At 38.9% G+C, this 25,594-nt stretch carries 24 protein-coding genes and 1 pseudogene; 7 read left to right on the top strand and 18 right to left on the bottom strand.

Translation table 11 applies throughout. The features are described 5' to 3' along the window. The 9 genes and pseudogenes from QRN68_RS21640 to recG form a co-directional block, all read right to left on the bottom strand. Positions 1-335: pseudogene (locus QRN68_RS21640) on the bottom strand (hypothetical protein); the annotation flags it as partial. Beyond that, the gene (smc, locus tag QRN68_RS21635) at positions 332-3,913 is read right to left on the bottom strand and encodes a chromosome segregation protein SMC (protein ID WP_285399110.1); all 3,582 of its coding nucleotides are present in this window, start codon (positions 3,911-3,913) and stop codon (positions 332-334) included. The pseudogene QRN68_RS21640 and the gene smc, both read right to left, overlap by 4 nt. Before the next feature lie 3 nt (positions 3,914-3,916). Beyond that, complete coding sequence (gene rnc, locus QRN68_RS21630; RefSeq protein ID WP_481817479.1) at positions 3,917-4,681, bottom strand: ribonuclease III; 765 nt, start codon at positions 4,679-4,681, stop codon at positions 3,917-3,919. A 292-nt stretch (positions 4,682-4,973) separates the two neighbouring features. After that, complete coding sequence (locus QRN68_RS21625; protein ID WP_285399109.1) at positions 4,974-5,210, bottom strand: acyl carrier protein; 237 nt, start codon at positions 5,208-5,210, stop codon at positions 4,974-4,976. A 57-nt stretch (positions 5,211-5,267) separates the two neighbouring features. Further along, positions 5,268-6,014 carry a 3-oxoacyl-[acyl-carrier-protein] reductase gene (gene fabG, locus QRN68_RS21620; protein ID WP_285399108.1) on the bottom strand — a complete coding sequence of 249 codons (747 nt, stop codon included), beginning with the start codon at positions 6,012-6,014 and terminating at the stop codon, positions 5,268-5,270. Next, positions 6,007-6,960 (bottom strand): ACP S-malonyltransferase, encoded by a 954-nt coding sequence (fabD, locus tag QRN68_RS21615; protein WP_285399107.1) that lies wholly within the window; start codon positions 6,958-6,960, stop codon positions 6,007-6,009. Before fabD ends, fabG begins: the two co-directional genes overlap by 8 nt. A gap of 363 nt (positions 6,961-7,323) precedes the next feature. Then, positions 7,324-8,316 carry a phosphate acyltransferase PlsX gene (plsX, locus tag QRN68_RS21610; RefSeq protein ID WP_285399105.1) on the bottom strand — a complete coding sequence of 331 codons (993 nt, stop codon included), beginning with the start codon at positions 8,314-8,316 and terminating at the stop codon, positions 7,324-7,326. Next, positions 8,313-8,891 (bottom strand): transcription factor FapR, encoded by a 579-nt coding sequence (fapR, locus tag QRN68_RS21605; protein ID WP_285399103.1) that lies wholly within the window; start codon positions 8,889-8,891, stop codon positions 8,313-8,315. The genes plsX and fapR overlap by 4 nt, the downstream gene beginning before the upstream one ends. 119 nt (positions 8,892-9,010) lie before the next feature. After that, a complete protein-coding gene (recG, locus tag QRN68_RS21600; protein ID WP_285399101.1) occupies positions 9,011-11,056 on the bottom strand; it encodes an ATP-dependent DNA helicase RecG in 2,046 nt (681 codons plus the stop codon). A gap of 404 nt (positions 11,057-11,460) precedes the next feature. Between recG and QRN68_RS21595 the strand changes: the two genes are divergently transcribed. Then, positions 11,461-11,736, top strand: a complete 276-nt coding sequence (locus QRN68_RS21595) for a transporter (RefSeq protein WP_285399100.1) — start codon at positions 11,461-11,463, stop codon at positions 11,734-11,736. 386 nt (positions 11,737-12,122) lie between these two features. On the opposite strand, the gene sdaAA is transcribed toward QRN68_RS21595, so the two are convergent. Then, a complete protein-coding gene (gene sdaAA, locus QRN68_RS21590; protein WP_068983185.1) occupies positions 12,123-13,034 on the bottom strand; it encodes an L-serine ammonia-lyase, iron-sulfur-dependent, subunit alpha in 912 nt (303 codons plus the stop codon). A gap of 14 nt (positions 13,035-13,048) precedes the next feature. After that, positions 13,049-13,714 (bottom strand): L-serine ammonia-lyase, iron-sulfur-dependent subunit beta, encoded by a 666-nt coding sequence (sdaAB, locus tag QRN68_RS21585; RefSeq protein ID WP_285399098.1) that lies wholly within the window; start codon positions 13,712-13,714, stop codon positions 13,049-13,051. Positions 13,715-13,958: 244 nt separating this feature from the next. Between sdaAB and QRN68_RS21580 the strand changes: the two genes are divergently transcribed. Then, the gene (locus QRN68_RS21580; protein ID WP_285399097.1) at positions 13,959-14,153 is read left to right on the top strand and encodes a hypothetical protein; all 195 of its coding nucleotides are present in this window, start codon (positions 13,959-13,961) and stop codon (positions 14,151-14,153) included. An 87-nt stretch (positions 14,154-14,240) separates the two neighbouring features. Here the strand turns inward: QRN68_RS21580 and QRN68_RS21575 are convergent, their stop codons facing one another. The 3 genes from QRN68_RS21575 to QRN68_RS21565 form a co-directional block, all read right to left on the bottom strand. Continuing rightward, positions 14,241-15,890 carry a DAK2 domain-containing protein gene (locus QRN68_RS21575; RefSeq protein WP_285399095.1) on the bottom strand — a complete coding sequence of 550 codons (1,650 nt, stop codon included), beginning with the start codon at positions 15,888-15,890 and terminating at the stop codon, positions 14,241-14,243. 18 nt (positions 15,891-15,908) lie between these two features. Further along, entirely contained in the window at positions 15,909-16,271 is a 363-nt protein-coding gene (locus tag QRN68_RS21570) for an Asp23/Gls24 family envelope stress response protein (RefSeq protein ID WP_053594173.1), read from the bottom strand. A 118-nt stretch (positions 16,272-16,389) separates the two neighbouring features. After that, on the bottom strand, positions 16,390-17,586 hold the full coding sequence (locus QRN68_RS21565) for a GGDEF domain-containing protein (protein WP_285399094.1): 1,197 nt from the start codon (positions 17,584-17,586) through the stop codon (positions 16,390-16,392). 282 nt (positions 17,587-17,868) lie between these two features. Here QRN68_RS21565 and QRN68_RS21560 point away from each other — a divergent pair, with 282 nt between their 5' ends. Beyond that, on the top strand, positions 17,869-18,075 hold the full coding sequence (locus QRN68_RS21560; protein WP_285399093.1) for a hypothetical protein: 207 nt from the start codon (positions 17,869-17,871) through the stop codon (positions 18,073-18,075). Between the two features lie 287 nt (positions 18,076-18,362). Here QRN68_RS21560 and QRN68_RS21555 read toward each other — a convergent pair whose 3' ends face one another. The 4 genes from QRN68_RS21555 to QRN68_RS21540 form a co-directional block, all read right to left on the bottom strand. Then, positions 18,363-19,967, bottom strand: a complete 1,605-nt coding sequence (locus tag QRN68_RS21555; RefSeq protein ID WP_285399092.1) for a M20/M25/M40 family metallo-hydrolase — start codon at positions 19,965-19,967, stop codon at positions 18,363-18,365. Between the two features lie 42 nt (positions 19,968-20,009). Then, entirely contained in the window at positions 20,010-21,443 is a 1,434-nt protein-coding gene (locus QRN68_RS21550; RefSeq protein WP_285399091.1) for an amino acid permease, read from the bottom strand. Positions 21,444-21,551: 108 nt separating this feature from the next. Next, a complete protein-coding gene (locus tag QRN68_RS21545; protein WP_285399090.1) occupies positions 21,552-22,313 on the bottom strand; it encodes a dimethylarginine dimethylaminohydrolase family protein in 762 nt (253 codons plus the stop codon). Positions 22,314-22,344: 31 nt separating this feature from the next. After that, positions 22,345-23,217, bottom strand: a complete 873-nt coding sequence (locus tag QRN68_RS21540) for a dimethylarginine dimethylaminohydrolase family protein (RefSeq protein ID WP_285399088.1) — start codon at positions 23,215-23,217, stop codon at positions 22,345-22,347. Positions 23,218-23,407: 190 nt separating this feature from the next. On the opposite strand from QRN68_RS21540, the gene QRN68_RS21535 reads away from it, so the two are divergent. From QRN68_RS21535 to QRN68_RS21520, 4 genes are all read left to right on the top strand, one after another. Continuing rightward, complete coding sequence (locus tag QRN68_RS21535; RefSeq protein WP_285399087.1) at positions 23,408-24,148, top strand: IclR family transcriptional regulator; 741 nt, start codon at positions 23,408-23,410, stop codon at positions 24,146-24,148. 218 nt (positions 24,149-24,366) lie between these two features. Then, a complete protein-coding gene (gene rpmB, locus QRN68_RS21530; RefSeq protein WP_004227417.1) occupies positions 24,367-24,555 on the top strand; it encodes a 50S ribosomal protein L28 in 189 nt (62 codons plus the stop codon). A 281-nt stretch (positions 24,556-24,836) separates the two neighbouring features. Continuing rightward, entirely contained in the window at positions 24,837-25,040 is a 204-nt protein-coding gene (locus QRN68_RS21525) for a hypothetical protein (RefSeq protein ID WP_285399083.1), read from the top strand. A 79-nt stretch (positions 25,041-25,119) separates the two neighbouring features. Next, positions 25,120-25,491 carry a hypothetical protein gene (locus QRN68_RS21520; protein WP_285399081.1) on the top strand — a complete coding sequence of 124 codons (372 nt, stop codon included), beginning with the start codon at positions 25,120-25,122 and terminating at the stop codon, positions 25,489-25,491. Positions 25,492-25,594: the final 103 nt, after the last annotated feature.

Below are 25,594 nucleotides of genomic sequence, written 5' to 3'. Positions count from 1 at the left end.
TTTTCTTGCTTTTCTTGCTTTTCTTGCTTTTCTTGCTTTTCTTGCTTTTCTTGCTTTTCTTGCTCTTCTTGTTGTTCTTGTTGTTTTGATTGTTCTTGCACTTCTTGTTGTTCTTGTTGTTCTATCGCTATAGGATTTTTTGTTTCAATTGGACTGTCCGTTACAGAAGTCTCCTCTACTTTCTCAACCTCAACTACAGCTGCTTCAATTTGAGCAGGCTCTGTTGCATCGTCTAGCTTCTGTTCAGCAGCTTCTGCTTCATTTATCTCAACTACTTTTTCTTCCTCGGCTGGGTTACCCATCAATTTATCTTTTAAACGTTTAAAAAAACTCATGCTTGTTCGCTCCTTTGCTCCGCAAGTACGGGTTCATCTTCTAATTTTACTGATACAAGTTTAGATACGCCAGATTCCTGCATTGTAATACCATACAACACATCCGCACCCTCCATCGTTCCTTTACGATGTGTGATTACAATAAATTGTGTATTACGGCTAAATTTCTTCAAATATTGGCTATATCGAACGACATTTGCCTCGTCTAAAGCCGCCTCTACCTCATCGAGAATACAGAATGGTACTGGGCGTATATTTAGGATGGAGAATAATAAAGCGATTGCTGTTAGTGCACGTTCACCACCTGAAAGCAAACTTAGGTTTTGTAATTTTTTCCCTGGTGGTTGTGCTACTATTTCTATCCCTGTTTCTAGCAGGTTTTGAGGGTCCAATAACACTAAATCCGCCTGCCCTCCACCAAACAATTCACGGAATACACGTTTGAATTGCTCTCGAATAGCATAGAAGGTTTCGCTAAATCGTAGCGTCATTTCCTCATCCATCTCTTTAATTGCCTCATGTAATGTTTCCTGAGCAGCAAGTAAATCTTCACGCTGCTCTGTTAAAAATGAATGGCGTTCAAGTACCCGATCGTATTCCTCAATGGCACTCAAATTAACAGGACCTAGCTCCTCTATAGATTTCTTCAGCAGTTTTACTCGACGTCGCATATGCTCTTCATCTTCAATCGCAAGAGCTAACTCCTCAGCTTCCTTTGCCGTTAGCTGATAGTTTTCTTCTAGCTGTTCATTGAAATTATTGATCTCAAATTCTACGCGACTGCGCTTCAATTCATTAGCACGTATTGCTTCAAGGTAGCCTTTATGTGTACGTTGCAATTCCTTCAGCTGTTCTTCTAAAGTAGTAAGTTCTTGTTGTTGCGCTACTTTTTCATCTTTTTTCTGTGAGATTGTGTCCTGCAGAGAATCTCTTCTCGCTTTCCACGTAGTAACTTGCTCATCTACTTCTTCATCGCTTAAAAGTTTTGTCGATTCATTAGATTGAAGCCAAATTATTTCCTGAGAAATATCGTCGACCTTTTGACGAGCTTTGTTTAATTGTAGGGCTAACTCTGCAGTAGCAATTTGTACTTGTGACATTTGCTCCTGCATAACCGCTAACTGCGAGCGTTTTTCTGCCGATTGCTCACGAAGTACATCCTTCTCCGTTTCGCTTTGCAGCTTCACCTTACTTAGTTGTTCTACTGTTTCATTAATTTCTAACAGTTCGGTTGCTAGTGCCGTTAAACGCTCTGTAGCCGTTTCCTTTTGAGCTAACAATGCTTCTTCTCGTGTTTTTACATCTTGTGTTTCATTAGAAGCGAAAGATACTCGAGCAGATAAGCTTTTCTCGACAACCTCTAGCTCACGAATACGACTCGCCTGCTGCATTTCATCTTTTCGTAATTGCTCTCCGTCAAGCTTCAATTGTTCTACTTTGTCTCGCAATGTTGCAAGCTTCTCTTTTTCAATTGAGACAGCCTGTTCAGCACTATAAATTGATGCTTCTAACGATTCTAGCTTTACGATTAAACCATCTAATTCCGCTTTTCTTGTAAAGAGTGAAGATTGTTGCTTCACAGCACCACCTGTTAATGAACCGCCTGCATTGACGATATCACCTTCAAGTGTTACAACACGATATCGAAAACCACATAATCGAGCAATTTGGCTTGCACCTTCTAAATTTGATGCAACAATTACATTGCCAAGTAGGTTTTCGACAATTGTGCGGTTGTCTTCATCGAACGTAACAAGTGCATCAGCCATTTGGACAAATGCTGGGTGCTCAGTAGCTAGCTGAATCGCAGAAAGATTGATCTTACGTGACTTCATGACTGTTTTCGGTAAAAATGTTGCACGTCCAGCTCTCTTTTGTTTTAACCAATGAATAGCCTGTTGAGCATGTCGTTCATCGGTTGTCACAATATGCTGAGAGGCTGCCCCTAATGCTGTTTCAATAGCCTGAGAATATTTTCCACCCACTTGGATTAACTCAGCAACAGCTCCTTCAATTCCAACTAATTCACCTTTATCACGCGCTAACAATACTTCTTTTACGCCATGGAAGAACCCAGAGAAATCTGCTTCAAGCTCAGCTAGTGTATCTTTTCTAGCCTTCAATTGCTGCTGATGCTGATAAGCCTTATAAAGCATATCTTGCTTTTCATTAAACGTTGTATTAACGTTCTTAAGCTGCATTTGCAATGTTTCATATTGCTCAAGCTTTTCCTGCAATTCGTTAGTTGTTGTTGTATGAGCAACAACTAGCTTCTCTTTTTCCGTTAGAATTTGCGCAAGCTCCTGCCCGATTTCATCAGTTTGATCTGACATCCGTGCCGCCGTCGCTTTTTGCTGTGCTAATTGCTGTTCAATATTTTTTAATTCATTTTTGACTGTTGCTTCTTCGTTTAAGGAATCAATATATCGGTTTTTTTGCTCTTCAATTTCTTGTTCAATTTCAAAAACAGAGCGATTTAAAGATTGTTCCAATTGCTTGATACTTTGTTTTAACGCTGATACTTCTTGTTGTTTTTCTACGAACAATTCTTTTTTCTCTTGTTCTTGAACAATAAGAGCCTCAACCGCATCTTTTGCTTCTTGTAATGTTGTATTCAATTGAAGTAGTTGATTAGAAGCATTTTGTCGCTTTTCAGCCATTAACGCTTTACGACCATCCCAACGCTCTACTTCCATCGTCGCATTAACAAACTCAGCCTGAGTCGTATCTAAATAGTCATCTAGCTCTTTTAAAAGCTTACGAATGCTTGCGGTTTGCTTTTCAATTGAAGAAATATTATGAGCTTGTTTTTGTTCTGCTTCATATAGCTCCGTGTACTCAGCTTTCAGAGCATGCAAAGATTGTGCACAATTTTTTAAATCGTGCACAAGGATGGCGATATCAAAATCCTTTAACTCTGTTGACATTTGCACATAATCTCTTGCACTTGATGCCTGAATTTCTAACGGCTCCAGACGACTATCTAGCTCATGTAAAATATCTAAAACACGATACAAATTTTCATCTGTTTCAACAAGCTTATGCTCTGCCTTTTTCTTTCTTAGTTTATACTTTAACACGCCAGCTGCCTCTTCAAAAATCGAACGACGGTCATCAGGTCGGCTATTTAAAATTTCATCTACTCGGCCTTGTGAAATAATGGAGAAGGCCTCTTTCCCAAGTCCTGAGTCCATAAACAAGTCCGTAATATCCTTCAGGCGACACTGCTGGTTATTTAATAAATATTCACTATCACCTGAACGGTATACGCGTCTTGTTACGCTGACTTCTGTATATGAAAAAGCAAGCTGTTCATCCGTATTATCTAAAACTAACGTTACCTCTGCAAAGTTTAGTGGCTTACGTGAGTCACTCCCAGCAAAAATAACATCCTCCATCTTTGCCCCACGTAACGACTTTGCAGATTGCTCTCCAAGCACCCAACGAATAGCATCAGTGACATTACTTTTTCCACTGCCATTTGGTCCAACAACCGCTGTAACACCAGGTACAAAATCAATTCCAATGCGCTCCGCAAAAGATTTAAAGCCAATCACTTCGAGTCGTTTTAGGAACATCTATTAAGCCTCCTCTTTTGCAGTTTGCTCACGCATTGCACGCATTGCACATTGCGCAGCTTGCTGCTCGGCTTCTTTTTTTGATTTCCCACGCCCTATACCGAGCTCTTGTCCATTTAATAGTACGCTCGATACGAAGGTACGGTTATGTGCAGGACCCTTTTCATCAATAATTTCATAATGAAGAAGGCCGTTGTTTGTTTGCTGTACCATTTCTTGCAATTGACTTTTAAAATCCATCACATGCGAAAAAGCACCGACTTCTACTTTCGGGAATACGATTCGTTCTAAAAATGACACGACCGTTTGTAAGTCCTGATCTAAATAAAGGGCACCTACAAATGACTCAAATACATCTGCAAGTAGCGCTGGGCGTTCCCGTCCACCTGTTAATTCCTCACCTTTTCCGAGTAATACAAAGCGACCAAAGCCTAATTCATTTGCAAAGATCACAAGTGATGGCTCACATACTATAGATGCTCGCAGCTTCGTCAGCTCACCCTCACTCATATTAGGGAATTTCTCAAAAAGGTATTTAGAAACAGACAGTTCAAGTACTGCGTCTCCTAAAAATTCAAGACGCTCATTATCCGTAAACAATTTACGGCGATGCTCATTCACATAAGATGAATGCGTGAATGCTTGATACAATAAATTTTTATTAATAAATGTGATATTTAATTCATGCTGTAACAGCTCAAATTGATTGCGTACTTTTTCAGGAAGTACGCCAGATTTCTGCATAGTTCCTTTTCTTTTCATAGCCATTGAACAATCTGCCTTCCTAATAGTTTCTACCGTTTTAGTGTACCTTTTTCAAGGCATTTATGCAAAAGTATTTCGGCTAAAATATAGTGTTTTGGAAATTTTTTCGCTATTTTTTATCCAAAATAAAAAAGGGACGTTCACAGTTCGAAAAACGAACCGTTTCGTACCCTTTTAAATACACCTTAGTCTATTGTATCCGTTCTTCGCATTTAAGCAAAAAACAGGAGTAATTTCTGCCAAAGGCTTTAACTTAGCGGCTGTTTGAACAGCCACTGAAAGAAGTTAAATGAAATTAGTTAATTTTACTTTCGATGTATGAAATTGCAGAACCTACTGTTGAGATTTTTTCAGCATCATCATCAGAAATTTCCATATCGAATTCGTCTTCAAGCTCCATTACAAGCTCAACTACGTCTAATGAGTCAGCACCTAAATCATCACGGAAAGAAGCTTCTAGAGTAACTTCACTTTCTTCAACACCTAAACGGTCCACGATTACTTTTGTTACGCGTTCTAATACTGTAGTCAAAACATTCACCTCCCCTCAATGATTATACAAAAAATCATTGCCTATTACTAATTGAAATTACATCACCATGCCGCCATCTATATGTAACGTCTGACCTGTCATATAGTTAGCATCATCTGAAGCTAGAAAAGCTACGGCCTTTGCGATATCCTCAGGCTGCCCAAGTTTTGCTAGAGGAATTTGTGTAAGCATACCTTGCTTTATATCTTCTGGTAGTTGTTCAGTCATTTCAGTTTCTATAAAGCCTGGTGCAACCGCATTTACTAAAATATTACGAGATGCTAATTCCTTAGCAGTCGTTTTAGTTAATCCAATAACACCCGCTTTTGCGGCTACGTAGTTAGCTTGCCCTGCATTACCAGCTACACCGACAATTGATGAAATGTTGATGATGCGACCCGCACGTTGCTTCATCATTTGACGTGTTACTGCTTTTGTACAAAGGAAAACACCTTTAAGGTTTGTATCTAACACATCATCCCACTCATCTTCTTTCATACGCATCAACAAGTTATCACGTGTAATTCCTGCATTATTTACTAAAATATCAAGTGAACCGAATGTTTTCACAGCTGCATCCATTAATGCAGTAACTTCTTCTGTTTTCGAAACACTCCCTTGTACAGCAATAGCCTCGCCGCCATTTTCTTGAATCATCGCGACAACTTCTTCTGCCTTCGCCTGTGAGCCGCTGTAGTTAACGACAACTTTAGCGCCCTCATTAGCAAGCTTTAATGCAATAGCGCGTCCTATTCCACGCGAAGCACCAGTCACAACAGCTACTTTTCCTTCTAATTTACGCATTAATTGTCCACTCCTTCGCCGCTTCTAGCACAGCCTCTAATGATGCTTCATCATAAACACAATAAGTCGCAACAGAGCGATCGATTTTTTTCACTAATCCACTTAACACTTTGCCTGGTCCACACTCAATAAAGACATCCACACCTTGTGCAATCATTTCACGCACAGATGCTTCCCATTGTACAGCGCTATATACTTGTTCTACTAACTCATGTTGAATAGCAGGAACATCCTCTAATTCTTTCGCCATGACGTTGCCGATTACAGGGATTTGTGGAGCTGACAATGATATTTCAGCCAAAGCTTCTCTTAATTTTTCAGACGACGGGCTCATTAGCTCTGAATGGAATGGTCCACTAACAACTAAAGGAATTGCTCGTTTTGCACCAGCTTCCTTCGCCGCTAAAGAAGCCTTTTCAACGCCTTCCTTTGTACCAGAAATAACGATTTGTCCTGGACAATTTACATTCGCTACCTGAACCGGATCACCTGCTGCAGATACCTTTTCAGTTACCTCATGCAATACTTCAAGCTCCATCCCTAGAATGGCTGCCATTGCGCCTTGCCCTGCTGGTACAGCTTCATTCATAAAAAGACCACGCTTATGAACGACAGAAACTGCATCCTCAAACGTTAACACACCGGCGATTACTAATGCACTGTATTCTCCAAGTGAATGCCCAGCTGCATAGTTTGGCATAATTCCTGCTGCACGTAATTTTTCTGCAACCATCACACCAGTAGTTAAAAGTGCTGGCTGTGCATGGTATGTCAATGTTAGCTCCTCGGCTGGCCCCTCTAACATAAGCTTAGATAGCTCAAAGCCAAGTGATTGATTTGCACGGTCATAAAATGCTTTACTTTCTGCCGCATTCTCGATAAACTCTTGCCCCATTCCAACTGCTTGAGAACCTTGGCCTGGAAAAATAAATGCTATTTTCGTCATTTTCATTAATCCCCTTTTGATCAATTATACCTCGGCGTAATTGCGTCCGGAGGCTTTAGGCCAACACGATGTTGGTCACTCAGTCGTTGCCACAGGACATGGCGTTCTTAGACTGAGTTCCGCTATTTCAGCGGGTGTTTGGACACCTGCTGAAAAGAAGTTCATACTTTTGCATTCATCTCACCGCCGATAGAGGTGGGAGACTTCTGTAGCTGTCGTTTCACTTACGTTACATAAAACATTTGTACCTGTCGCTATGCTTTCGGTACATAAAACACCTGTACCTGACGCTTCGCTTTCGCTACATAAAACACCTGTACCTGACGCTTTGCTTTCGGTACATAAAACATTTGCTGAAAGAAGTTAATCAATTTCTAAGTGGCGTACTGTTTCTGTGATCGTCGAGATGACCGTATGCTCTACCATCGTATTTGCTTGGCGAATCGCACTGTATATTGCTTTGGCGTTAGATGATCCATGTGCCTTAATTACAGGTGCTTGTAAACCAAACAATCCTGCACCACCATACTCCGTGTAGTCCATTTTATTTTTCAAGTCACGCAAATTATTTTTCATAAGGGCTGCCGAAATTTTTGTTTTTGTAGAAGACATAAACGCCTCTTTAAGCATTGAAAATAACGCGCCCGCTGTACCTTCTATCGATTTCAGTACCATATTACCTGTAAAACCATCTGTTACAACAACGTCTGCTACCCCTTCAAGTAAGTCTCGAGCTTCTACGTTGCCGATAAAGTTCAAGTCCGCTTCTTTTAATAACTCGAAAGTAGCTTTCGTTAAGTCATTCCCTTTTTTATCCTCAGTACCGATATTTAGCAAGCCGACACGTGGCTTTTGTAAGCCGCCTACCTTTTTCGCATAAATATCACCCATAATCGCATATTGCAATAAATGTTCAGGACGCGCATCTGCATTTGCCCCTAAATCAAGCATTAAAAAGCCCTTACCGTCTAATGTCGGTAGTGTAGTGGCTAATGCTGGTCTCGCAATCCCTTCAATACGTCCTACTTTAAATAAACCACCTGCCATTAAAGCACCCGTATTACCAGCTGAAAGACAAGCATCTGCCTTTCCTTCTTCAACCGCATCCATCATTCGTGCCATCGATGAATCCTTTTTTCGACGAACAGCGCGTGCTGGATCGTCTGTTCCTTCCACAACTTCCTCACAATGCACTACTGTTAATCGATCATGTATTTTTAATAATGGTTCAAGCTTTTCGCGCTGACCATATAATTGTATTTCTAAATTTGGAATTTGCTCTAAAGCTAATAAAGCACCTTCAACAACTGATTTTGGTGCGTTGTCGCCACCCATTCCATCTAGCGCTAATTTCATTGTTGTTCACCCTTACCTTTCGTGCGGTACATATCAAATTCACCAACAAAAACAGTTTCACCATTAACAGTGGATGTTAACTCTACTTTTGTACGATGGTTTTCGTCATCACGTCCGATAACGTTTGCTTTTGTAATAACACGATCTCCAGCTCTAACAGGTTTCACAAAGGTAATGTTTGAATGTACTGTTAATGCTAGTTCATCATCAATAACCGCTACCGCTAATGAGTTTGCCTGTGCAAACAAATGATGTCCACGAGCAATGCCATTGCGCTGAAAAACATGCTCTTCTTTTACGTCAAAAATAGATAATGCACGATTATCTAATTCAATATCAATAATTTCACCAATCACTTCATCTATTGGAAGTGATTTCACTTCATTTTCATATGTTTTCGAAGCAACATCTTTAATTCGTTCGCGTAATTCAGGAATTGCTAACTCCATACGATCTAAACGAATTGTTTGGACACTAACCTGAAACTGTGTTGCTAGCTGTTCATCTGTGACGAATGGATTTTCAGCTATCGTTTCAGATAATAGTCGCTGTCGCTCTTTTTTCGTTCGTCTCAACATCATTCGCCACCTTTTTAGTTGTTATTAGCACTTGGTACTAATATCAGTATATAGAGTATAAAAAAAGAATGCAAGACTTGTTTTCAAAACAAGTGCTTACATTCCAAATTGGGGATCTAATCAAAGCGGTCTCCCTGTAAAACACCCGACTCTTCAAGCATACTACGTAAATATTTATACTCATCATCATGCCAAAAAGCATCAGTCTCAAGCATAGTCGTTGCATCATTTCTTGCCGTCTCAAGTATTCGATAATCATGCACTAAATCCGCTACTTTAAAATCAGGCAAACCACTTTGTTTACGCCCGAAGAAATCACCTGGACCACGCAGTTCCAAATCCTTTTCAGCTAAACGGAAACCATCATTTGTTTCCGTCATTGACTGCATGCGCTCCTTACCTTCATCGGATTTTGGATCGGCAAGCAACACACAGTATGACTGATGTTCACCTCGCCCAACACGTCCACGCAGCTGATGCAATTGAGCTAAACCGAAGCGTTCAGCATCATAAACGATCATAAAAGTTGCATTCGGTACATTAACACCAACCTCAACAACTGTTGTCGATACGAGTACATGAATAGTCCCTTCACTAAACGCTCGCATAACAGCATCTTTTTCATCCGCGGATAGGCGACCATGCATTAATCCGACATTGTATCGTCCACTAAAATACGTAGCGAGTTGTTCGTATATTTCTACTGCATTTTGTACATCAAGCTTGTCCGATTCCTCGATAAGAGGACAAATAGCATACGCCTGTCTTCCAGCAACAAGCTCTAATTCTAGCTTTGACATAACAGAGCCAAATTGCTCTTTTTTCATCCAATGTGTTTCAATTTGCTTACGCCCCGCTGGCATTTCATCAATCATGGAAACATCCATTTCTCCAAATGCCGTAATCGCAAGTGTACGCGGAATAGGCGTCGCCGTCATAAAGAGTACATCTGGATTTTCACCTTTATCACGCAATATTCTACGCTGTTCAACACCAAAACGATGCTGTTCATCCGTTATAACAAAACCAAGCTTGTAAAAAACGACATCAGGCTGAATAAGCGCATGCGTACCTATTAAAATATCTATATCTCCATTTGCTAGTTCTTCTAACAGTAAACGGCGTTCCTTCACTTTCGTCGATCCTGATAGTAAAGCTACTCGCACGCCAAATGGCTCAAACCATTCCTTCAAACTTTCAACATGCTGCTCAGCTAATATTTCTGTGGGCGCCATTAACGCTCCCTGAAAACCAGCAGTTACAGCTGCATATAAACAGATTGCTGCAACAACGGTTTTACCTGATCCTACATCACCTTGAAGTAAGCGATTCATACGATGCGGCTCTTTCATATCTTTGCAAATTTCATTGACAACGCGTTTTTGAGCTCCTGTTAATTCATAAGGTAACGATGTAATAAAGGCACGTAGCTTTTGCAAATCAAACTGTATAACTGTACCGTGCTCACTATCCTTCCGAATTTTACGTAACGCTTGAATACGGAGCTGAAAGTTTAATAACTCTTCATAGGCAAAGCGTCTTCTAGCCTGCTTTGCATGCCCCGCATCAAGTGGGAAATGAATTCCCTCCAGCCCACCTTGTATTGAAGTAAGCTTATAATCCACCTGTAGATGCTGTGGGATTGCATCCGGAATCTCTTCTCCAAACTCATCTAGAGCTTGTCGCATGTATTTACGAAAACGCTTTTGCGGAATCAAGCCTTTCAAACTATAAACAGGTTCAAAGTCGACCTGATCTGTTTTCGGACCAAATGTAACAGATGTTCCGTTGATTACTTGTCTGCCTCTGTCCCATTTACCTGTGACGGTAATAATAGCTCCTGGTACAAGCTTCTGCTTCAAATAACCTTGATTAAAAAAAACAACCTTAACTAAATGTCGACCTGCCAGCACCGTCACTTGTAATCGTGATTTATTGCGACCTAAAAACAATACTGTCGGTTCACGTTCAACTTTACATTCAACAGTGACACGTTCATTATGTGGTGTTTGCGCTAAATCCTTTAAACGAAAATCTTCATGCCGATGAGGGAACGTCCACAATAAATTCGCAATCGTCTCGATGCCCAATGCCTCTAAATGTCCTGCTGTTTCTTTCCCGACTCCCTTTAAATCGGTTACGGGGCTCGTTAAATCAGTCACCTTGCAGTTCCTCCAAAGATTTTCACCGCTTGTGCTTTATTTGTAGTCATTAGCATAACCATGAAATTTCCCCTTTCTTAACAATTTTTCTCGGCTTTTATAATGTTGTTACTTTAACTCTTCTGAACAATTCCTGCTGTTCATCTTTATTCTCAATATTATTATATAACTTTTCATTTTCTCTAACATAGCAATTCCATTCATCAATAATTAGATTGATAGTTATCTCTTCATAAAGAACATAATCTTTTCCACCTTTAGCAAATTAAGAATCAATCACCTCAATGACTTCTTTTGTATTTCGAGCTCCAAATAAAGCCCTAGTCCTGACATCCGCTGAAAGAAGTTAAATAAAAGCATTAATTTCTTCTCAGCATATAATGTTGAAAAAGGAGTGAAATCACTTGGGATATTTTCCACCTCAAGGGACAATGAGACCACAATCACCTCCACCAAACTTCAGACCATCAAAACCTTCTGTGTCCTATATCATTGATTGTGTATATCAAAATACTTATGTATGGCTTAAAAACGGGAGAGAATTTTGGTTTTATCCTACTCGTGTAGAAATGGGTGAAGTATCTGGATATAGATGGAACGGTGTCTACTGGGCGTTTTACGGATTTGATGAAGGATTGATTGATGCCGTTGCCTGTACTCCTACTCCTGCCCTTTACTAAAATTCCAAAAGACTTTTTCTTTATTAATAACTTTAATAGGAGTCATCCCCTAGGTAGGCGATGCCATGTATAAAAATTGACTCAGGGATTAACGTCACAGATGAGACCATGGAGCACAAGCGAAGCGGCTCATCTAACGCCCCCTGGAAGCTTTGCTCTGTGCGAAAGCGTAGTGCTAACGTAGCGGCAGCTACAAAGCGCACAGCCGGAATGGAAATTAACCACACGTTATGATGAGTAGCGTCTCACCCAAAATATATCCACTTTGTCCAAACTTTCCCCTGTACTAATTCTAAATTTTTATTTTCACTTGTAAAAACACCTATAGCATGTAGAAGCTCATACAAAAAACACGCTCTCTTAGGAAAGCGTGTTTACTATTTTTATTATTTTTGCAGTGATTGGATACTCTCTAAATTGCCATTGTCAAATATGGCTTTGCTGATCGCTTTGCCTGTTGGTGTTGCAGCCAAGCCACCACGGGCAGTTTCCTTTAAATTCGGACTCATAGATTGTCCAATTCGATACATCGCACCAATCACTTCATCACATGGAATGCGACTTGTTACACCTGCAAGTGCCATATCCGCTGCCACAAGCGAATTCGCTGCACCCATAGCATTCCTTTTAACACATGGAACCTCTACCAATCCAGCTACTGGGTCACAAACGAGCCCAAGCATGTTTTTAAGTGTAATCGCAAAGGCTTCTGCACATTGCTGTGGAGAACCACCAGCCATCTCTACAATCGCTGCCGCTCCCATACCAGCAGCTGAGCCAACCTCTGCTTGACAGCCACCAGCAGCACCAGAAATCGAAGCGTTATTGGCAACAACGAAACCGAAAGCACCTGATGTGAATAAAAAACGAATCATTTGCTCACGTGTTGGATTAAGCTTGTTTTTCACCGCAAACAGTGTCCCTGGTACAACACCGGCCGAGCCTGCAGTAGGCGTTGCACAAATTGTACCCATTGCCGCATTTACCTCATTCGTTGCAACCGCTTTACTCACTGCATCTAATAATAAATCCCCTGACAATGAATTTCCTTGCGCAATGTAATTTTGAAGCAATACTGCATCACCACCTGTTAAACCCGTTACAGATTGCACACCCTTCAAGCCTCTTTCAACAGCTTCCTCCATCACCGTTAAATTACGGTCCATTTGCTGCATAATTTCTTCTCTTGTACGTCCAGTTATTAACATTTCCTGTTCAATCATAATTTCAGAAATCAGTTTACCTTCTTGCTCTGCTCGTTCAACAAGCTCACGAACATTATGAAACAATACGTCCATACTGGGACACCCCCTTAGTTGTTATTAATTTTAGAAACCTTTGTAATATGTGGTATTAAAGAAATTTGTTGTAGTACTTTTTCCTCGATATTTTGATCGACTTCTATCACCATAAGTGCAGTTAAACCACGTTCAATTCGCGAAACCTCCATATGCCCAATGTTGACTGCATGCATCGCTAAGCAATTTGCTACATTGGCAATACAGCCAGCACGATCATCATGGACTACTAGGATAGCTGGCATGCCACCTGTTAATCGTAGCTTGAAGCCATTAACCTCACTCACTTCAATTTTACCCCCACCAATAGAAATTCCAACAACAGACATCTCTCCATCATCATCGCCAATCACAAGGCGAGCTGTATTTGGATGTTCTGTGTTAGCTGTTTCTGGGATAAATTCATAGTCTAACCCTGCCTTCTCTGCATCAGCGAAAGCTGTTTTGATTCGCTCATCAAATGTATCGTAATTTAATAAGCCCCCTATCAAAGCTACATCCGTTCCATGTCCTTTATACGTTTCAGCAAAAGAACCATATAAGTGAATTTTCGCCCACTTTGGTTGTCTTCCAAATAAATCTCTGGCAACGCGTCCAATTCGCGCGGCACCTGCCGTATGAGAGGAAGAAGGCCCAATCATCACTGGTCCAATAATATCAAATACTGAAGTAAACTTCATACAAACACCCCTCTATTCTATCCATATAATAATATTTACTTTTACTTATATCATGCTTGATAGGCACTAGAAAAGTAAAGCACTACTTTATCAACTTTCAGAAAATTTACACTACTATAATTTACACATCGGAAATATTGTTTAACTTTTGTCTACTCCATATACACAAAAATTTCAAAAGGTTTATATTCCAGAATTTTCAAGTCAGTTGTCCTCCGGGTACATACAGCAAATTATTCATTTTATGCTACTTTCTATAGTTTATCTTCATTCAGCAGAAGAGACTCCCACCTCTGAAGTTGGTGAGTTAAATGCCATGCGGTTCCTATTCAGCAGGGTTCAAACACCTACTGAAATAGAAGAACTCACACCACGTCCTGCGGCAATTTATCTGTGTGAAAGCGAAGCGACAGCAATAAATACACCAAGGCGAAATTGATTATACCCTATTTTCCTTGTACCATAAACAAAAGCAGTACACGGCTTGTGCACTGCTTTGTCTACTTATTCGCAAAGTAGCATTGAATTATTCTACTGAAATAATATATGGATATAATCCTTGTTTACCATTAAATAACTCTACTTCGACCTCTGGATAATTTTCTTCAATAAATTTCACTAATTCTGAGGCATTTTCTTCTGTTGTTTCCTCACCATAGATAACTGTTACAATTTCTGCATCTTCATCTACTAAATCAGTAATTACCTTCTCAGCTGCATCTTTTAATGCCGGAGTAGATAAGACAATTTTTCCTTCCGCAAGTGCCATGAAATCATCTTTATGGATTTCTACACCATCAATAGATGTATCTCGAACTGCATAAGTTACTTGGCCTGTTTTCACATTTGCAAAAGCTTCTGTCATTGTTGCTTGGTTCGTTTCAACTGTCGTTTCTGGATTAAACGATAGAATCGCCGCCATACCTTGAGGGATTGTTTTCGTTGGAACTACTGCCGCTTCAATATCTAAAAGCTCTACTGCTTGTTCTGCTGCCATGACAATATTTTTGTTATTTGGTAAAATCAACACTTTTTCAGCACCAATTTCTTGTACTGCCTTCACAATATCTTCAGTTGAAGGGTTCATAGTTTGACCACCTTCAATAACATAAGAAGCGCCAATTGAACGAAGTAATTCAGCAACTCCCTCGCCCATTGCAATCGTTACAATTGCATATGGATGCTTTTCTACTTTTTTGGCAGGAGTTGGTGCTTTATGATCCTCACCAACGATGGCAGAATGCTGTTCACGCATATTGTCGACCTTAATTTTAATAAGACTACCGTATTTTTGACCCACAGCTAAAACAGCGCCAGGTTGCTCGGAATGAATATGCACTTTTGCAATCTCTTCATCCGAAATAACGAGTAAAGAATCACCTAGAGGGTTTAATTCATTGCGGAATTGTTCTTCACTAAATGGCTCTTTCCCTTCTTCAAAACGTACCATGATTTCTGTACAATAACCAAACTCAATATCAACTGTATTCATAAAATCTTGTGCTCTATGATGCTCTGCATTGATTAAATCATCTAAAGTTGCTTCGTTTTTCTGCGGTAATGGCTCACCTTTTAAAGATGCTAAGAACCCTTCATACACAAATAGAAGCCCCTGACCACCACTATCGACAACACCTACTTCTTTAAGAACAGGTAGAAGCTCAGGTGTACGTTCCAACGAAGCCTGTGCTTCAGCAGTAAATGCTTCCATCACTGTAATGATATCATTTTCAGTTTCTGCCACTTCTACGCCTTTTTGTGCCGCTTCACGTGCTACCGTTAAAATCGTTCCTTCAACTGGCTTCATTACTGCTTTATAGGCTGTATCAACGCCTGCTTGGAAGGCACTCGCAAAGCCCTTGGCATCAATTGTCTCTTCTTTTTCAATAGCCTTACCAAAGCCACGGAATAGCTGCGATAAAATAACCCCTGAATTTCCGCGCGCTCCCATAAGTAAACCTTTTGACAAAGCCTGTGCTGTTTTACCGATATGTTCTGAAGCAGAAAGTTCTGTCTCCTTTGCGCCAGATGTCATCGACAAGTTCATATTCGTTCCTGTATCTCCATCCGGTACTGGAAATACATTTAATGAATCAACATAATTTGCATTTTGGAATAGGTGATGGGCACCCATTTGCACCATTTCTGCAAACTTTATTCCGTCTAAAGACTGCATTCGATTTAGTTCCTCCTCTTAATCATTCGCTACACGAACGCCCTGCACAAAGATATTGACAGATTTTACGCTCATACCTAATGTTTTATCCACTGTATATTTCACTTTTGATTGTACTTGATAAGCCACTTCTGAAATTTTTGTCCCGTAACTAACAATAATGTACATATCAATATGTAAATCGTCGTCTTGTTTTCGAATAACAACACCTTTTGCAAAATTTTCTTTACGTAAAATATCAGTTAGACCATCACGAATTTGATGTTTAGATGCCATGCCAACAATACCGTAGCATTCTACAGCAGCGCCACCAGCAATTTGCGCAAGTACATCTGTTGAAATATCAATTTGGCCGAATTCATTGTTTAATTCAATTGACATAGAAATGCCCCCTTGGCTCTTTTTGACTAAACTATATTGTAACACTTTTGTTATATATTAAGCAACCTAGGAGGAGATGAAAGCGCACTGTATCAACGTTTTACTGACATGATACAAATTAACATACCACTTCATCTAAATTTTCATTTTTGCTGTAAAAGTTGTTACGACCGTTTTGTTTTGCTGTATATAATGCTTCGTCAGCTAATGCACAGCATGTATTCAAATGCTCGCTTATTGAGATCTTGGCATGACACATCCCAATACTGACTGTTACAACATCAGCTATTTTTGAACGCTCATGACGAATGTTTAAGTTGTAGACTTCTTCTAATATTTCCTCACAGACATGCTCAGCAAATTTTGCGGCATGGTGACTAACGATTATGAATTCTTCGCCGCCCCAACGTGCAGCAAATGCATTATACTTTTCTGCAATTTCCTCTATCAGAGCTGCCACTTTTTTTAAAGCTTCATCACCCTGTAAATGACCATAATAATCATTGAAATTTTTAAAGAAATCAATATCCACCATTATCACGGTTAAAGACTTTGGTTTACTAAGTTGTTGCCCGATTTGTGTCAGTTTATTATTAAAAGCTCGTCGATTTGGAAGGTTTGTCAACGTGTCACGAAGTGCTTGCTCTGATAGCTCGTTATTTTTCTCCGCTAATAATTTTGACAACTGCTTAGATTTTGTCATTTCTTCATCTAATAAAATGTGCTGTGTCGTAAATTGTTTTTGTACTTTATAAGTATGACGCTGAATAATTAGCCCCATTGGAATAATAAGGGACATCGGTAAAAACACTTTAATACCTTCACCCGAAATCCCATTACTCATATAGGCACTTATTAAAATGGCCGGAACTGTTATGAACATAATCCAAAAAATTTTCCGAAAAGGGATGGCAAAAACAGTACAAATCATTAAAAACAGTACCTCATAAAGAGCTGCATGTTTAAAGAAATATACGTCCATTACGGTTATCACAGTAATTAATAACAATATAGTATAAATATAAGCAAGTAAGATAAATTCGTATTTTCGCAAATTTAAAGATGTAACCTGAATCTTCTTTTCTCTCACAAATAATAACACTGCTAAATCTATATAAAACAAAATAGTGTGAATGGCTATATAAACTGGTACCATCTCACTTTCAGTTTCAGAAAAGAACACCTCACCATAATGAATTATTGTAATGATGGCTGTCACGTACATTAAAGTCCACGCTACAGTTCGCATACGTTTTAAATTAAATTGAATCATTTCTTTTTGTATAGATAGAGCTAGCTTTTCTTGATTTTCCATAACATCCGCTCCTAATAACAATCTTTCAAATCAATTTCGTCTTGGCGTAATCGTAGCTGTCGCACAGAAAACATTTGTTGCTGTCGCTTTGCTTTCGCTACATAAAACATTTGTTGCTGTCGCTTTGCTTTCGCACAGAAAACATTTGCTGAAATGAAGATAATTTGTCCTAGTTTTATCGTCTAAGTAATGAAAAACACAAGTAATCTTCGCAAATTTGTTAAAAAAAGAACAAAAACGGCTCAATCTTTTAACAAAAACTTAGCTCATTCTCAACTTTTAGTGATAAACCAAAATCTTGAAAAAAATTCCCAAATAATTGATTTAGACAACACCATATTACAGTACTTAGCTGAATTTGCGAAGTCGCAAACAAAAGTTCTATTAGCTGTTTTCCTGATGTTATCAGCGATTATCGCCAGTTTATCAGCGGGTTCCTCGATTTTATCAGCGATTATCGGCATTTATCAGCGGGTTCCTCGATTTTAAGCGATTATCGGCAGTTTATCAGCGATTGGCATTTTGGAGCACCGAATCACTTCGCTTTCGCACATAAAACATTTATGGGTCCAAGCGGCTTATCGGACGCCTCCATGGGAAGCTCAGCCGGAACGGAAATCAACCCCTCGTTTTACCGAAGAGCCATACTATATTTAATGGGACACCTTAATTTCATTGACACAATAGTTTTTCAACACTAAAAAGCTGATGCTTTAAATCACATCAGCTTTCTTACATTTTTCTTTATCATAATGACGACCTTCCACTGCCTTAAATTAAAATAGACTTTTAATAAGCGTGTCAATCATCACTGGCATTTCCTTAAAAGCACTATCCACGTGTAGTCTTTCTGTTTTTTGATGTGCATCCTTTCCAAAAGGTCCAACATTTAAAACGGGGCCTTGTAATTCGGACATTGCTTCAAATGGGATGCTATACGTATCTCCCCATACAGGCGTGTTGCACTCAAATGCAGTCCATTCATTTGAGCCATCTGAGTAATTGACATAACTTAAATCGCAAATACCATTAAAATAGTGAATTTGCTCAACCTCGATATCAAATGTTTTCGCCGTTTTCTTCATTAATTCTATCGATTGAATGACAAGTGGATGATTGGATGAGTTGATCGCCGGATAGTAAGGCGGTGCAAATAATAGCACTGTTGCTGGCGTTAGTTCCTGGCAACGGATCATTAACTGATCCACGATGCGAATAGATTTTTCTCGATCATCCCAAGTACTATTTTCAAGAACTTGACTTTTTATTAAATTTACTTCTTTTGCTCCTAATTTATTGATCGCATGCTCTAAAAGCATTTCATAACGAAGTACTTTTACTTCACCTACACCCTTTACCTTTTCTCGCTCACAAATTTGCTTATATTGCTCATTACAAGCTGACATTGCCTCCAATGCAACTTGTTCAAAAATATCCATTACTTCAGATGCTGTGCGCTTTAATAAAAACACATTATAAAGAGCTGCTGCACGATATGGCGTTTGTGTAGAGTACTCCATTTTCAAATCTTTTAATTGTAAGGATACGGGTAATGGCGTACTTTCACCAAGATCTGTTTCACGGAAAATTGGATTCCACTCCATATGCTGTGTCATGTATGAAGCAATATAATTTGCTGTCATTCCTTTTAGCGGCTCGCCCACATGTGTCTCTTTTCCATAAAATAAGGTAGCAGGCATAATTTTACCAATCGTTCCTGAATAAATATATTCATTGGTATCAGCTGGACCTTGTGAAAAAGAAGGCTCACTATTTAAAAATAGTTTATAAGCTAATCCATGCTGTTCACGAAGTCTTACAAGCTCAACAACTGCTGCACGCATCCCAGCAGAGTTCACTTCTTCATCAGGCACCGCCGTTAAAATAAGATTAATTGGCCACTCTTCGATACTTGCCTTTTCAATCAGCTGCATATGCAAAGCAAGCCCCATTTTCATATCCATCGTCCCACGACCAAATAAGTAGTTGCCTGATTCTAAATCAATTCTTGCCGCATCTGGTAAATCTTTTTTATATTTAGGTTCCATTAGCTTTTTTGTCAACTCTTCAGGGTAGAAGGCTAATGGCTCTAGCTCACCATATTCTTCAGTATGAACAGTATCAAAATGACTTATTAACACGACCGTTTCTGTCGCATTTGGGTGCTTGTACAAAGCAGTTACAGCATTGCGTCCAAGACCCGCATCATGTAATGCAATAAATTCTGGATTATTTTGAAAATAAGAAAGCGCTTGCAATGAATTTTTTAATTTATAGGCAAACTCATTTTCACCTTTCGTTAACGTCCTACTTTCCCAACTGACAAGTTCACATAATAGTGCGCGTAGTTTTTCAGGTGTGTTCCAAAGATAAACATTCATAAAAATTCTCCTTTATCCGATCTTCTCAATACCGAATACATATCAATGTATATCAAGTGATTCCTCATTTTTTATTTCAATCTCAGAAGAAACTGTATTCGTTTTACTCAATTTAAATTTATAGAAAATCATGCAAGCAATAAAGAATCCAATACCGTATAGTAAACCAATTCTTTGTGTTGGGTCAAACGCTAAAAAGACTAGAATTAGCATACAAAAAATAATACAGAACACCGGAATCAATGGATAAAATGGCGTTTTAAATTTTAAATCAGCCACATTCCCTCCCGCTTTCACATAACGATATCGGAACATCAATTGAGATGCACAAATTCCCATCCACGAAATAGTTACAGAAATTCCTGCAATAGACATGAGTAAAACAAATACTGCATCTGCTTCCATTACGCTCGTTAATAAAGAAAGCAGCGAGAAAAGCATCGTGAAAATAAGTGCATTTAATGGCACTTTATTTTTCGTTAGTCGTCCAAATAATTTAGGAGCCATTCCCTCTTTTGACATCGACCATAGTAAACGTGTTGAAGCATATAGACACGAGTTACCTACTGATAATATCGCAGTTAGAATAACAAAATTCATGATACCAGCCGCATATGGAACGCCAGCTAAATTCATCAAAGTGACAAATGGACTTTCCAGTAGTCCAAGCTCCGATGCCGGGAATATAGCAGATAAAACAATAATAGAAGCAATATAGAAAACAATAATTCTAAAAAGAATTGTACGTATTGCCCGCGGAATATTTTTTTCTGGATTTTCAGTTTCCCCTGCTGCAATACCGACAAGTTCAGATCCTTGATAAGAAAAGATAACATTCATCATTGTGACAAATATAATTGAAATACCTGCTGGGAATAAACCAGACGGTGCTAAATTCGTAAAATGTGGTGTCGGACGATCAGCTAATGGAATCAATCCAAAGATTGCTGCCGCTCCTATAACGATAAAAGCAATCACCGCAATGACTTTAATACTTGCAAACCAGAATTCCGCTTCTGCAAATCCTCTAGTTGTTAATGCATTTAAGGTAAATAACAGAACCATGAATACGGCACACCATATCCAAATAGGGACATTTGGGAACCAATGTTGCATCAAAATTCCCGCCGCTGTAAATTCTACCCCCGCTGTGGCAGCTGATCCGACAAAATACATCCACCCTAAAGAAAAGCCTGCTGAAGGACTGATAAAACGTGTTGCATAAGTTTGAAAAGAACCCGTCACAGGCATATAAACTGCTAATTCCCCAAGACAATTCATTACCATATACAATATTAAACCACCGAATATATAACCAATTAACGCTCCACCTGGACCTGCCTGATTAATTGTATAGCCAACATTTAAAAACAATCCTGTCCCAATAACTCCACCGAGTGATAGCATTAATAAATGGCGACTCTTCATTGAACGGTTTAATTGATTATCTTGCCGTTGTTCCCCTTTACTCAACATCCATCCCCACCTCTCTAGTTGCCGTTAGCATTTTAAAAATTCTGACATTTATTCTACTAAAGTACCCAATCAATTTATCCGCTTTAAATTGATTGGGTATTTTTAAAACTAAAAACGTAATGACAAGCAGCTTAACCCACCATCATGTTTTCTAAATTCTGACATTTCTAGTTCGATTGTTTGATAGCCTAAATCGTTTAATTTACGATTTGTTTCTGGGTAGCCAGCTGGAATAATGACATAATCGTTTACTTGAATACAGTTTGCTGAATACTCGTCTTCTTTAGGAATAATAATTTTTTCATAGGATTCGAACGCAGGATGATTGATGAACTCCCCTGCTAGCACCATACGATTTTCACCAACATAGGCGATCCCCGTCTTTAAATGGAAAAATTCTTTTAACGGAATAATCGTTGCCTCATAACCTTCTTTTTCAACGATTTCTTTGAATTGTCGTGCTCCTTCTTTATTCGTACGATCAGAAATGCCGACATAAAATTTCTTTTCTGCCTGTAATACATCTCCGCCATCAAGTGTTCCTGGGCCTTCGATATAATATAATTTTTCATAGAATTTTTTAACAGCCGGTTCGATGTCCTCAACCTCACGATTACGAGCTTCTGCCCCAGGGTTTGAAATAATGGCAAATTCAGCTGTTAATACACTTGTATCCTCTACGAATGTCGAATCTGGGAAAGCCTCATTCACTGGAAGCTGTGTAACCTCTACGCCACATTTCTTTAAAGCTTCTACATATTTTTCATGCTGCTCAAATAATTTTTCTAAAATTGGTTTTCCTAAGTCACTAGTTGTTAAACCGTTTACATAACTATTTCCTGGATTTTTTACTATCACATTTTTAAACATTTACTTCGTCTCCTTTTATCCTTCTATTCTTTTATCCTCTTACTACTGGACAAGTTAGACATGTTGGTCCACCTGTTCCTTTTACCGTAATTTCATTTCCTTTATATTCATAAACTGTTGCGCCTGCTTCAAGTAATTGTTGCTTTGTCATTGGATTTCCATTTGGAATAATACATACCCTAGGTGCAAGTGCTAAGACGTTACAGCCTAGCGCATCATACTCATCTTTCGGTACTTCAACTAATTGAATACCTCGATCGATTAACATCTGACGGAAAAAAACTGGCATTAATCGTGAATGCACGACTGCCAAATCCTTATCCACCATACTAATAAAGGACATTAAGTGTAAACATTCTGCTTCACCTAAATCATGTGGTAGCTGGACAACAATGAATTCATCGACAATATCCGCCGTCATGTCCTTTAGCTGACGAATCGCTTCATCATTCGTTCGATAGCCTCGACCTACAACAAGTGTACGGTCATCAAGCCAAACAATATCGCCACCATCTGAAACAGCATCTCCCGTCAATTCACCGATTACTGGAATGCCCTTTTCTTGTAAAAATGCTTTATAAACAGCTGCTTCTGGCTGTCTTAATTTTTTGCCAGATTTTAAGATAATAGCCCCTTTTGGTGTAAATTTGACAGGGTCATGTGCATATAGCGAATCCAACCCTACTTCTTCTGACTCTGGTAGATAATCAATTTTTTCAACATATTTTTCGAGAATGCTAGTAAATTCAGCATATTCTCTAAGAGCCTCATTATAGTTAGGTTCTGATAAGTAATTAAATGTTTTCCATTCATCACTAAGATGCTCTTGACCTCGGAAAGCATCTTTTGGATGTTTTACTATTACGTGTTTCAAAGGTGCATACATTGATGAACAATAATGCATTCCTTTCACCCCTTTTTCCGTGTAGTGGAAAACGTTTCCGTTAAGAGGAAAGTTTATATGAAAAATATATGTGTTTTACGGTATACTGTCAATATATTTAGAAAAATTTTTATTTTCTATCTACTAACACATGTAGCTAGACGTAGACAAGGAATGAAAATACAATAAGTAAAGGGGAGGTGGAACATGAATGCAATTATTAGAACGAGCTATGACAATTGCCAAAGTTTTGGCTTCTGAAGCAAGTGAAAACAGCTTGTCCATTTCAGAGCTTTCGGCAAAATGTAATTTGCCACTTAGTACATTACATAGAATTTTAAAAGCGATGATTAAGGAAGGAATGATTGAGCAAGACGATCAAACGAAACAATATCGACTTGGTACAATATGGATGGAGATTGGCCTACAAGTGTATGATACGATGGACTACATTAGTAAAATCAGGCCAGAATTAGAGCGTTTAGCTAGAGAGGTCGAGGAAAGCGTCTATTTAAGTAAGCCAGCTGGTTTAGATACGATCATTATCGAAAGAATAGACAGTGCAGCTAATCCAATTCGTATTTATGATCAGTTAGGGATTCGTATACCCATGCATATTGGCGCTGCAAATAAGGCCATTTTAGCCGCAATGCCTATTTCTCAAGCAATGGAAATTATTGAACAGCTCATTCCACAAGAAGAAATCGCTGAATTAGAGGCACAGCTTAATCAAATAAGACTACAGGGATTTGCCATAAGTCACGGGGAGAAAACAGCAGGAACATCCTCAATTGCAGTTTCCATTTTAAATGGTTTTAATGAAATAGTAGGTGCTGTAAGTATAGGTTTTGTTAGCTTTAACGTTTCAGAGGAACATATTAATACCCTTACTGCGCATTTAGTAGAAACTGGAAAACGTGTTTCTATGAAGCTTGGCCATCGAGAAAAATAATATTGAAAACTTTTTAATTATATTAGCCTAGATTTGCTGTATCCAGAAATTGATTCCCTCTTATCTGACAATTTTTTATGTCTGTAAAGGTTTTTTTCTTGAAAGGTTATGTGAAAACTGTTGCACTGAACGTCATCGTATGTTAAATTATTATGGTATGTGAAATACCGAACTGAAATAATAATCTTTCAGCATAAACAGTAAGGAGGGAATACAACATGCCAAAACAATGTGTAATCACTGGACGTAAAGCTCGTACTGGTAACAACCGTTCCCACGCTATGAACGCTAACAAACGTACTTGGGGTGCTAACCTTCAAAAAGTTCGTATCTTAGTAGACGGTAAACCAAAACGTGTATGGGTTTCTGCTCGTGCATTAAAATCAGGTAAAATTGAGCGCGTTTAATCGTTGCTTCCAAAAAATCGATTTGGCATTTGGCGCAAATCGATTTTTTTCTTTCTAATTAACTGGGCAGACTACCAACCGCCTTTGTGAATATTTATATAAAGCAGTAGTTGTATTTAATCATTCGTTCTAGTGGGCGACCTTAAATACAATGAAATGCTAAGCCGCAAGTAATCACGTCTCGTTGTAATTACTAGCGGCTTTTTTACATATAACACCCTCAATTCAGCATAACAAATCGCCTGTTATCTAGAGAAACGGCAGTTACAATATCATAAAGCATGGCTCCTCGGCAAAACGAGGGGTTGATTTTCAGGATGTTATCAGCGATTCACGGCTCTTTATCAGCGGTTTTCATTATGTTATCAGCGATTCATGACATTTTATCAGCGGTTTTCATTATGTTATCAGCGATTCACGGCATTTTATCAGCGATTTTCAGGATTTATCAGCGATTCACGGCTCTTTATCAGCGATTTTCATGATGTTATCAGCGATTCACGACACTTTATCAGCGATTTTCAGGATTTATCAGCGATTCATGGCTCTTTATCAGCGATTTTCATGATGTTATCAGCGATTCATGACATTTTATCAGCGGTTTTCATTATGTTATCAGCGATTCATGGCTCTTTATCAGCGATTTTCATGATGTTATCAGCGATTCACGACATTTTATCAGCGGTTTTCATTATGTTATCAGCGATTCACGACACTTTATCAGCGATTTTCATGATGTTATCAGCGATTCACGGCTCTTTATCAGCGATTTTCATAATGTTATCAGCGATTCACGGCATTTTATCAGCGATTTTCATGATGTTATCAGCGATTCACGACACTTTATCAGCGATTGGCATTTTGGAACATCCATTCACTTCGCTTTCGCACAGACGAAACCCTTTTGCTGTCGCTTCCTTTCTCACAGTTTGCTGACGTTTCGTTTTATCACAATATTTTAGAGCGACATGCTATGTGATCTGTGCGAAAGCGAAGCGGCAGCTACAAATGTTTTCTGTAGCGAAAGCAAAGCGGCAGC

The sequence above is a fragment of the Lysinibacillus sp. fls2-241-R2A-57 genome, assembly GCF_030209535.1.
Classification (GTDB): domain Bacteria; phylum Bacillota; class Bacilli; order Bacillales_A; family Planococcaceae; genus Lysinibacillus.
Note: the sequence above shows the minus strand (reverse complement) of the source record. Positions and strands in the feature narration are given on the sequence as shown.

What these genes read in the sequence shown, in the direction of transcription:
- QRN68_RS21550 (WP_285399091.1), bottom strand. Translation starts at nt 21,443, where the DNA reads ATGTTGAGTAAAGGGGAACAACGGCAAGATAATCAATTAAACCGTTCA.
- rpmB (WP_004227417.1), top strand. Translation starts at nt 24,367, where the DNA reads ATGCCAAAACAATGTGTAATCACTGGACGTAAAGCTCGTACTGGTAAC.
- sdaAB (WP_285399098.1), bottom strand. Translation starts at nt 13,714, where the DNA reads ATGAAGTTTACTTCAGTATTTGATATTATTGGACCAGTGATGATTGGG.
- QRN68_RS21580 (WP_285399097.1), top strand. Translation starts at nt 13,959, where the DNA reads ATGCTACTTTCTATAGTTTATCTTCATTCAGCAGAAGAGACTCCCACC.
- QRN68_RS21555 (WP_285399092.1), bottom strand. Translation starts at nt 19,967, where the DNA reads ATGAATGTTTATCTTTGGAACACACCTGAAAAACTACGCGCACTATTA.
- QRN68_RS21535 (WP_285399087.1), top strand. Translation starts at nt 23,408, where the DNA reads ATGCAATTATTAGAACGAGCTATGACAATTGCCAAAGTTTTGGCTTCT.
- sdaAA (WP_068983185.1), bottom strand. Translation starts at nt 13,034, where the DNA reads ATGGACGTATTGTTTCATAATGTTCGTGAGCTTGTTGAACGAGCAGAG.
- fabD (WP_285399107.1), bottom strand. Translation starts at nt 6,960, where the DNA reads ATGACGAAAATAGCATTTATTTTTCCAGGCCAAGGTTCTCAAGCAGTT.
- QRN68_RS21540 (WP_285399088.1), bottom strand. Translation starts at nt 23,217, where the DNA reads ATGCATTATTGTTCATCAATGTATGCACCTTTGAAACACGTAATAGTA.
- plsX (WP_285399105.1), bottom strand. Translation starts at nt 8,316, where the DNA reads ATGAAATTAGCGCTAGATGGAATGGGTGGCGACAACGCACCAAAATCA.
- smc (WP_285399110.1), bottom strand. Translation starts at nt 3,913, where the DNA reads ATGTTCCTAAAACGACTCGAAGTGATTGGCTTTAAATCTTTTGCGGAG.
- fabG (WP_285399108.1), bottom strand. Translation starts at nt 6,014, where the DNA reads ATGCGTAAATTAGAAGGAAAAGTAGCTGTTGTGACTGGTGCTTCGCGT.
- QRN68_RS21565 (WP_285399094.1), bottom strand. Translation starts at nt 17,586, where the DNA reads ATGGAAAATCAAGAAAAGCTAGCTCTATCTATACAAAAAGAAATGATT.
- QRN68_RS21545 (WP_285399090.1), bottom strand. Translation starts at nt 22,313, where the DNA reads ATGTTTAAAAATGTGATAGTAAAAAATCCAGGAAATAGTTATGTAAAC.
- QRN68_RS21570 (WP_053594173.1), bottom strand. Translation starts at nt 16,271, where the DNA reads ATGTCAATTGAATTAAACAATGAATTCGGCCAAATTGATATTTCAACA.
- QRN68_RS21575 (WP_285399095.1), bottom strand. Translation starts at nt 15,890, where the DNA reads ATGCAGTCTTTAGACGGAATAAAGTTTGCAGAAATGGTGCAAATGGGT.
- QRN68_RS21520 (WP_285399081.1), top strand. Translation starts at nt 25,120, where the DNA reads ATGATGTTATCAGCGATTCATGACATTTTATCAGCGGTTTTCATTATG.
- QRN68_RS21525 (WP_285399083.1), top strand. Translation starts at nt 24,837, where the DNA reads ATGGCTCCTCGGCAAAACGAGGGGTTGATTTTCAGGATGTTATCAGCG.
- rnc (WP_481817479.1), bottom strand. Translation starts at nt 4,681, where the DNA reads ATGGCTATGAAAAGAAAAGGAACTATGCAGAAATCTGGCGTACTTCCT.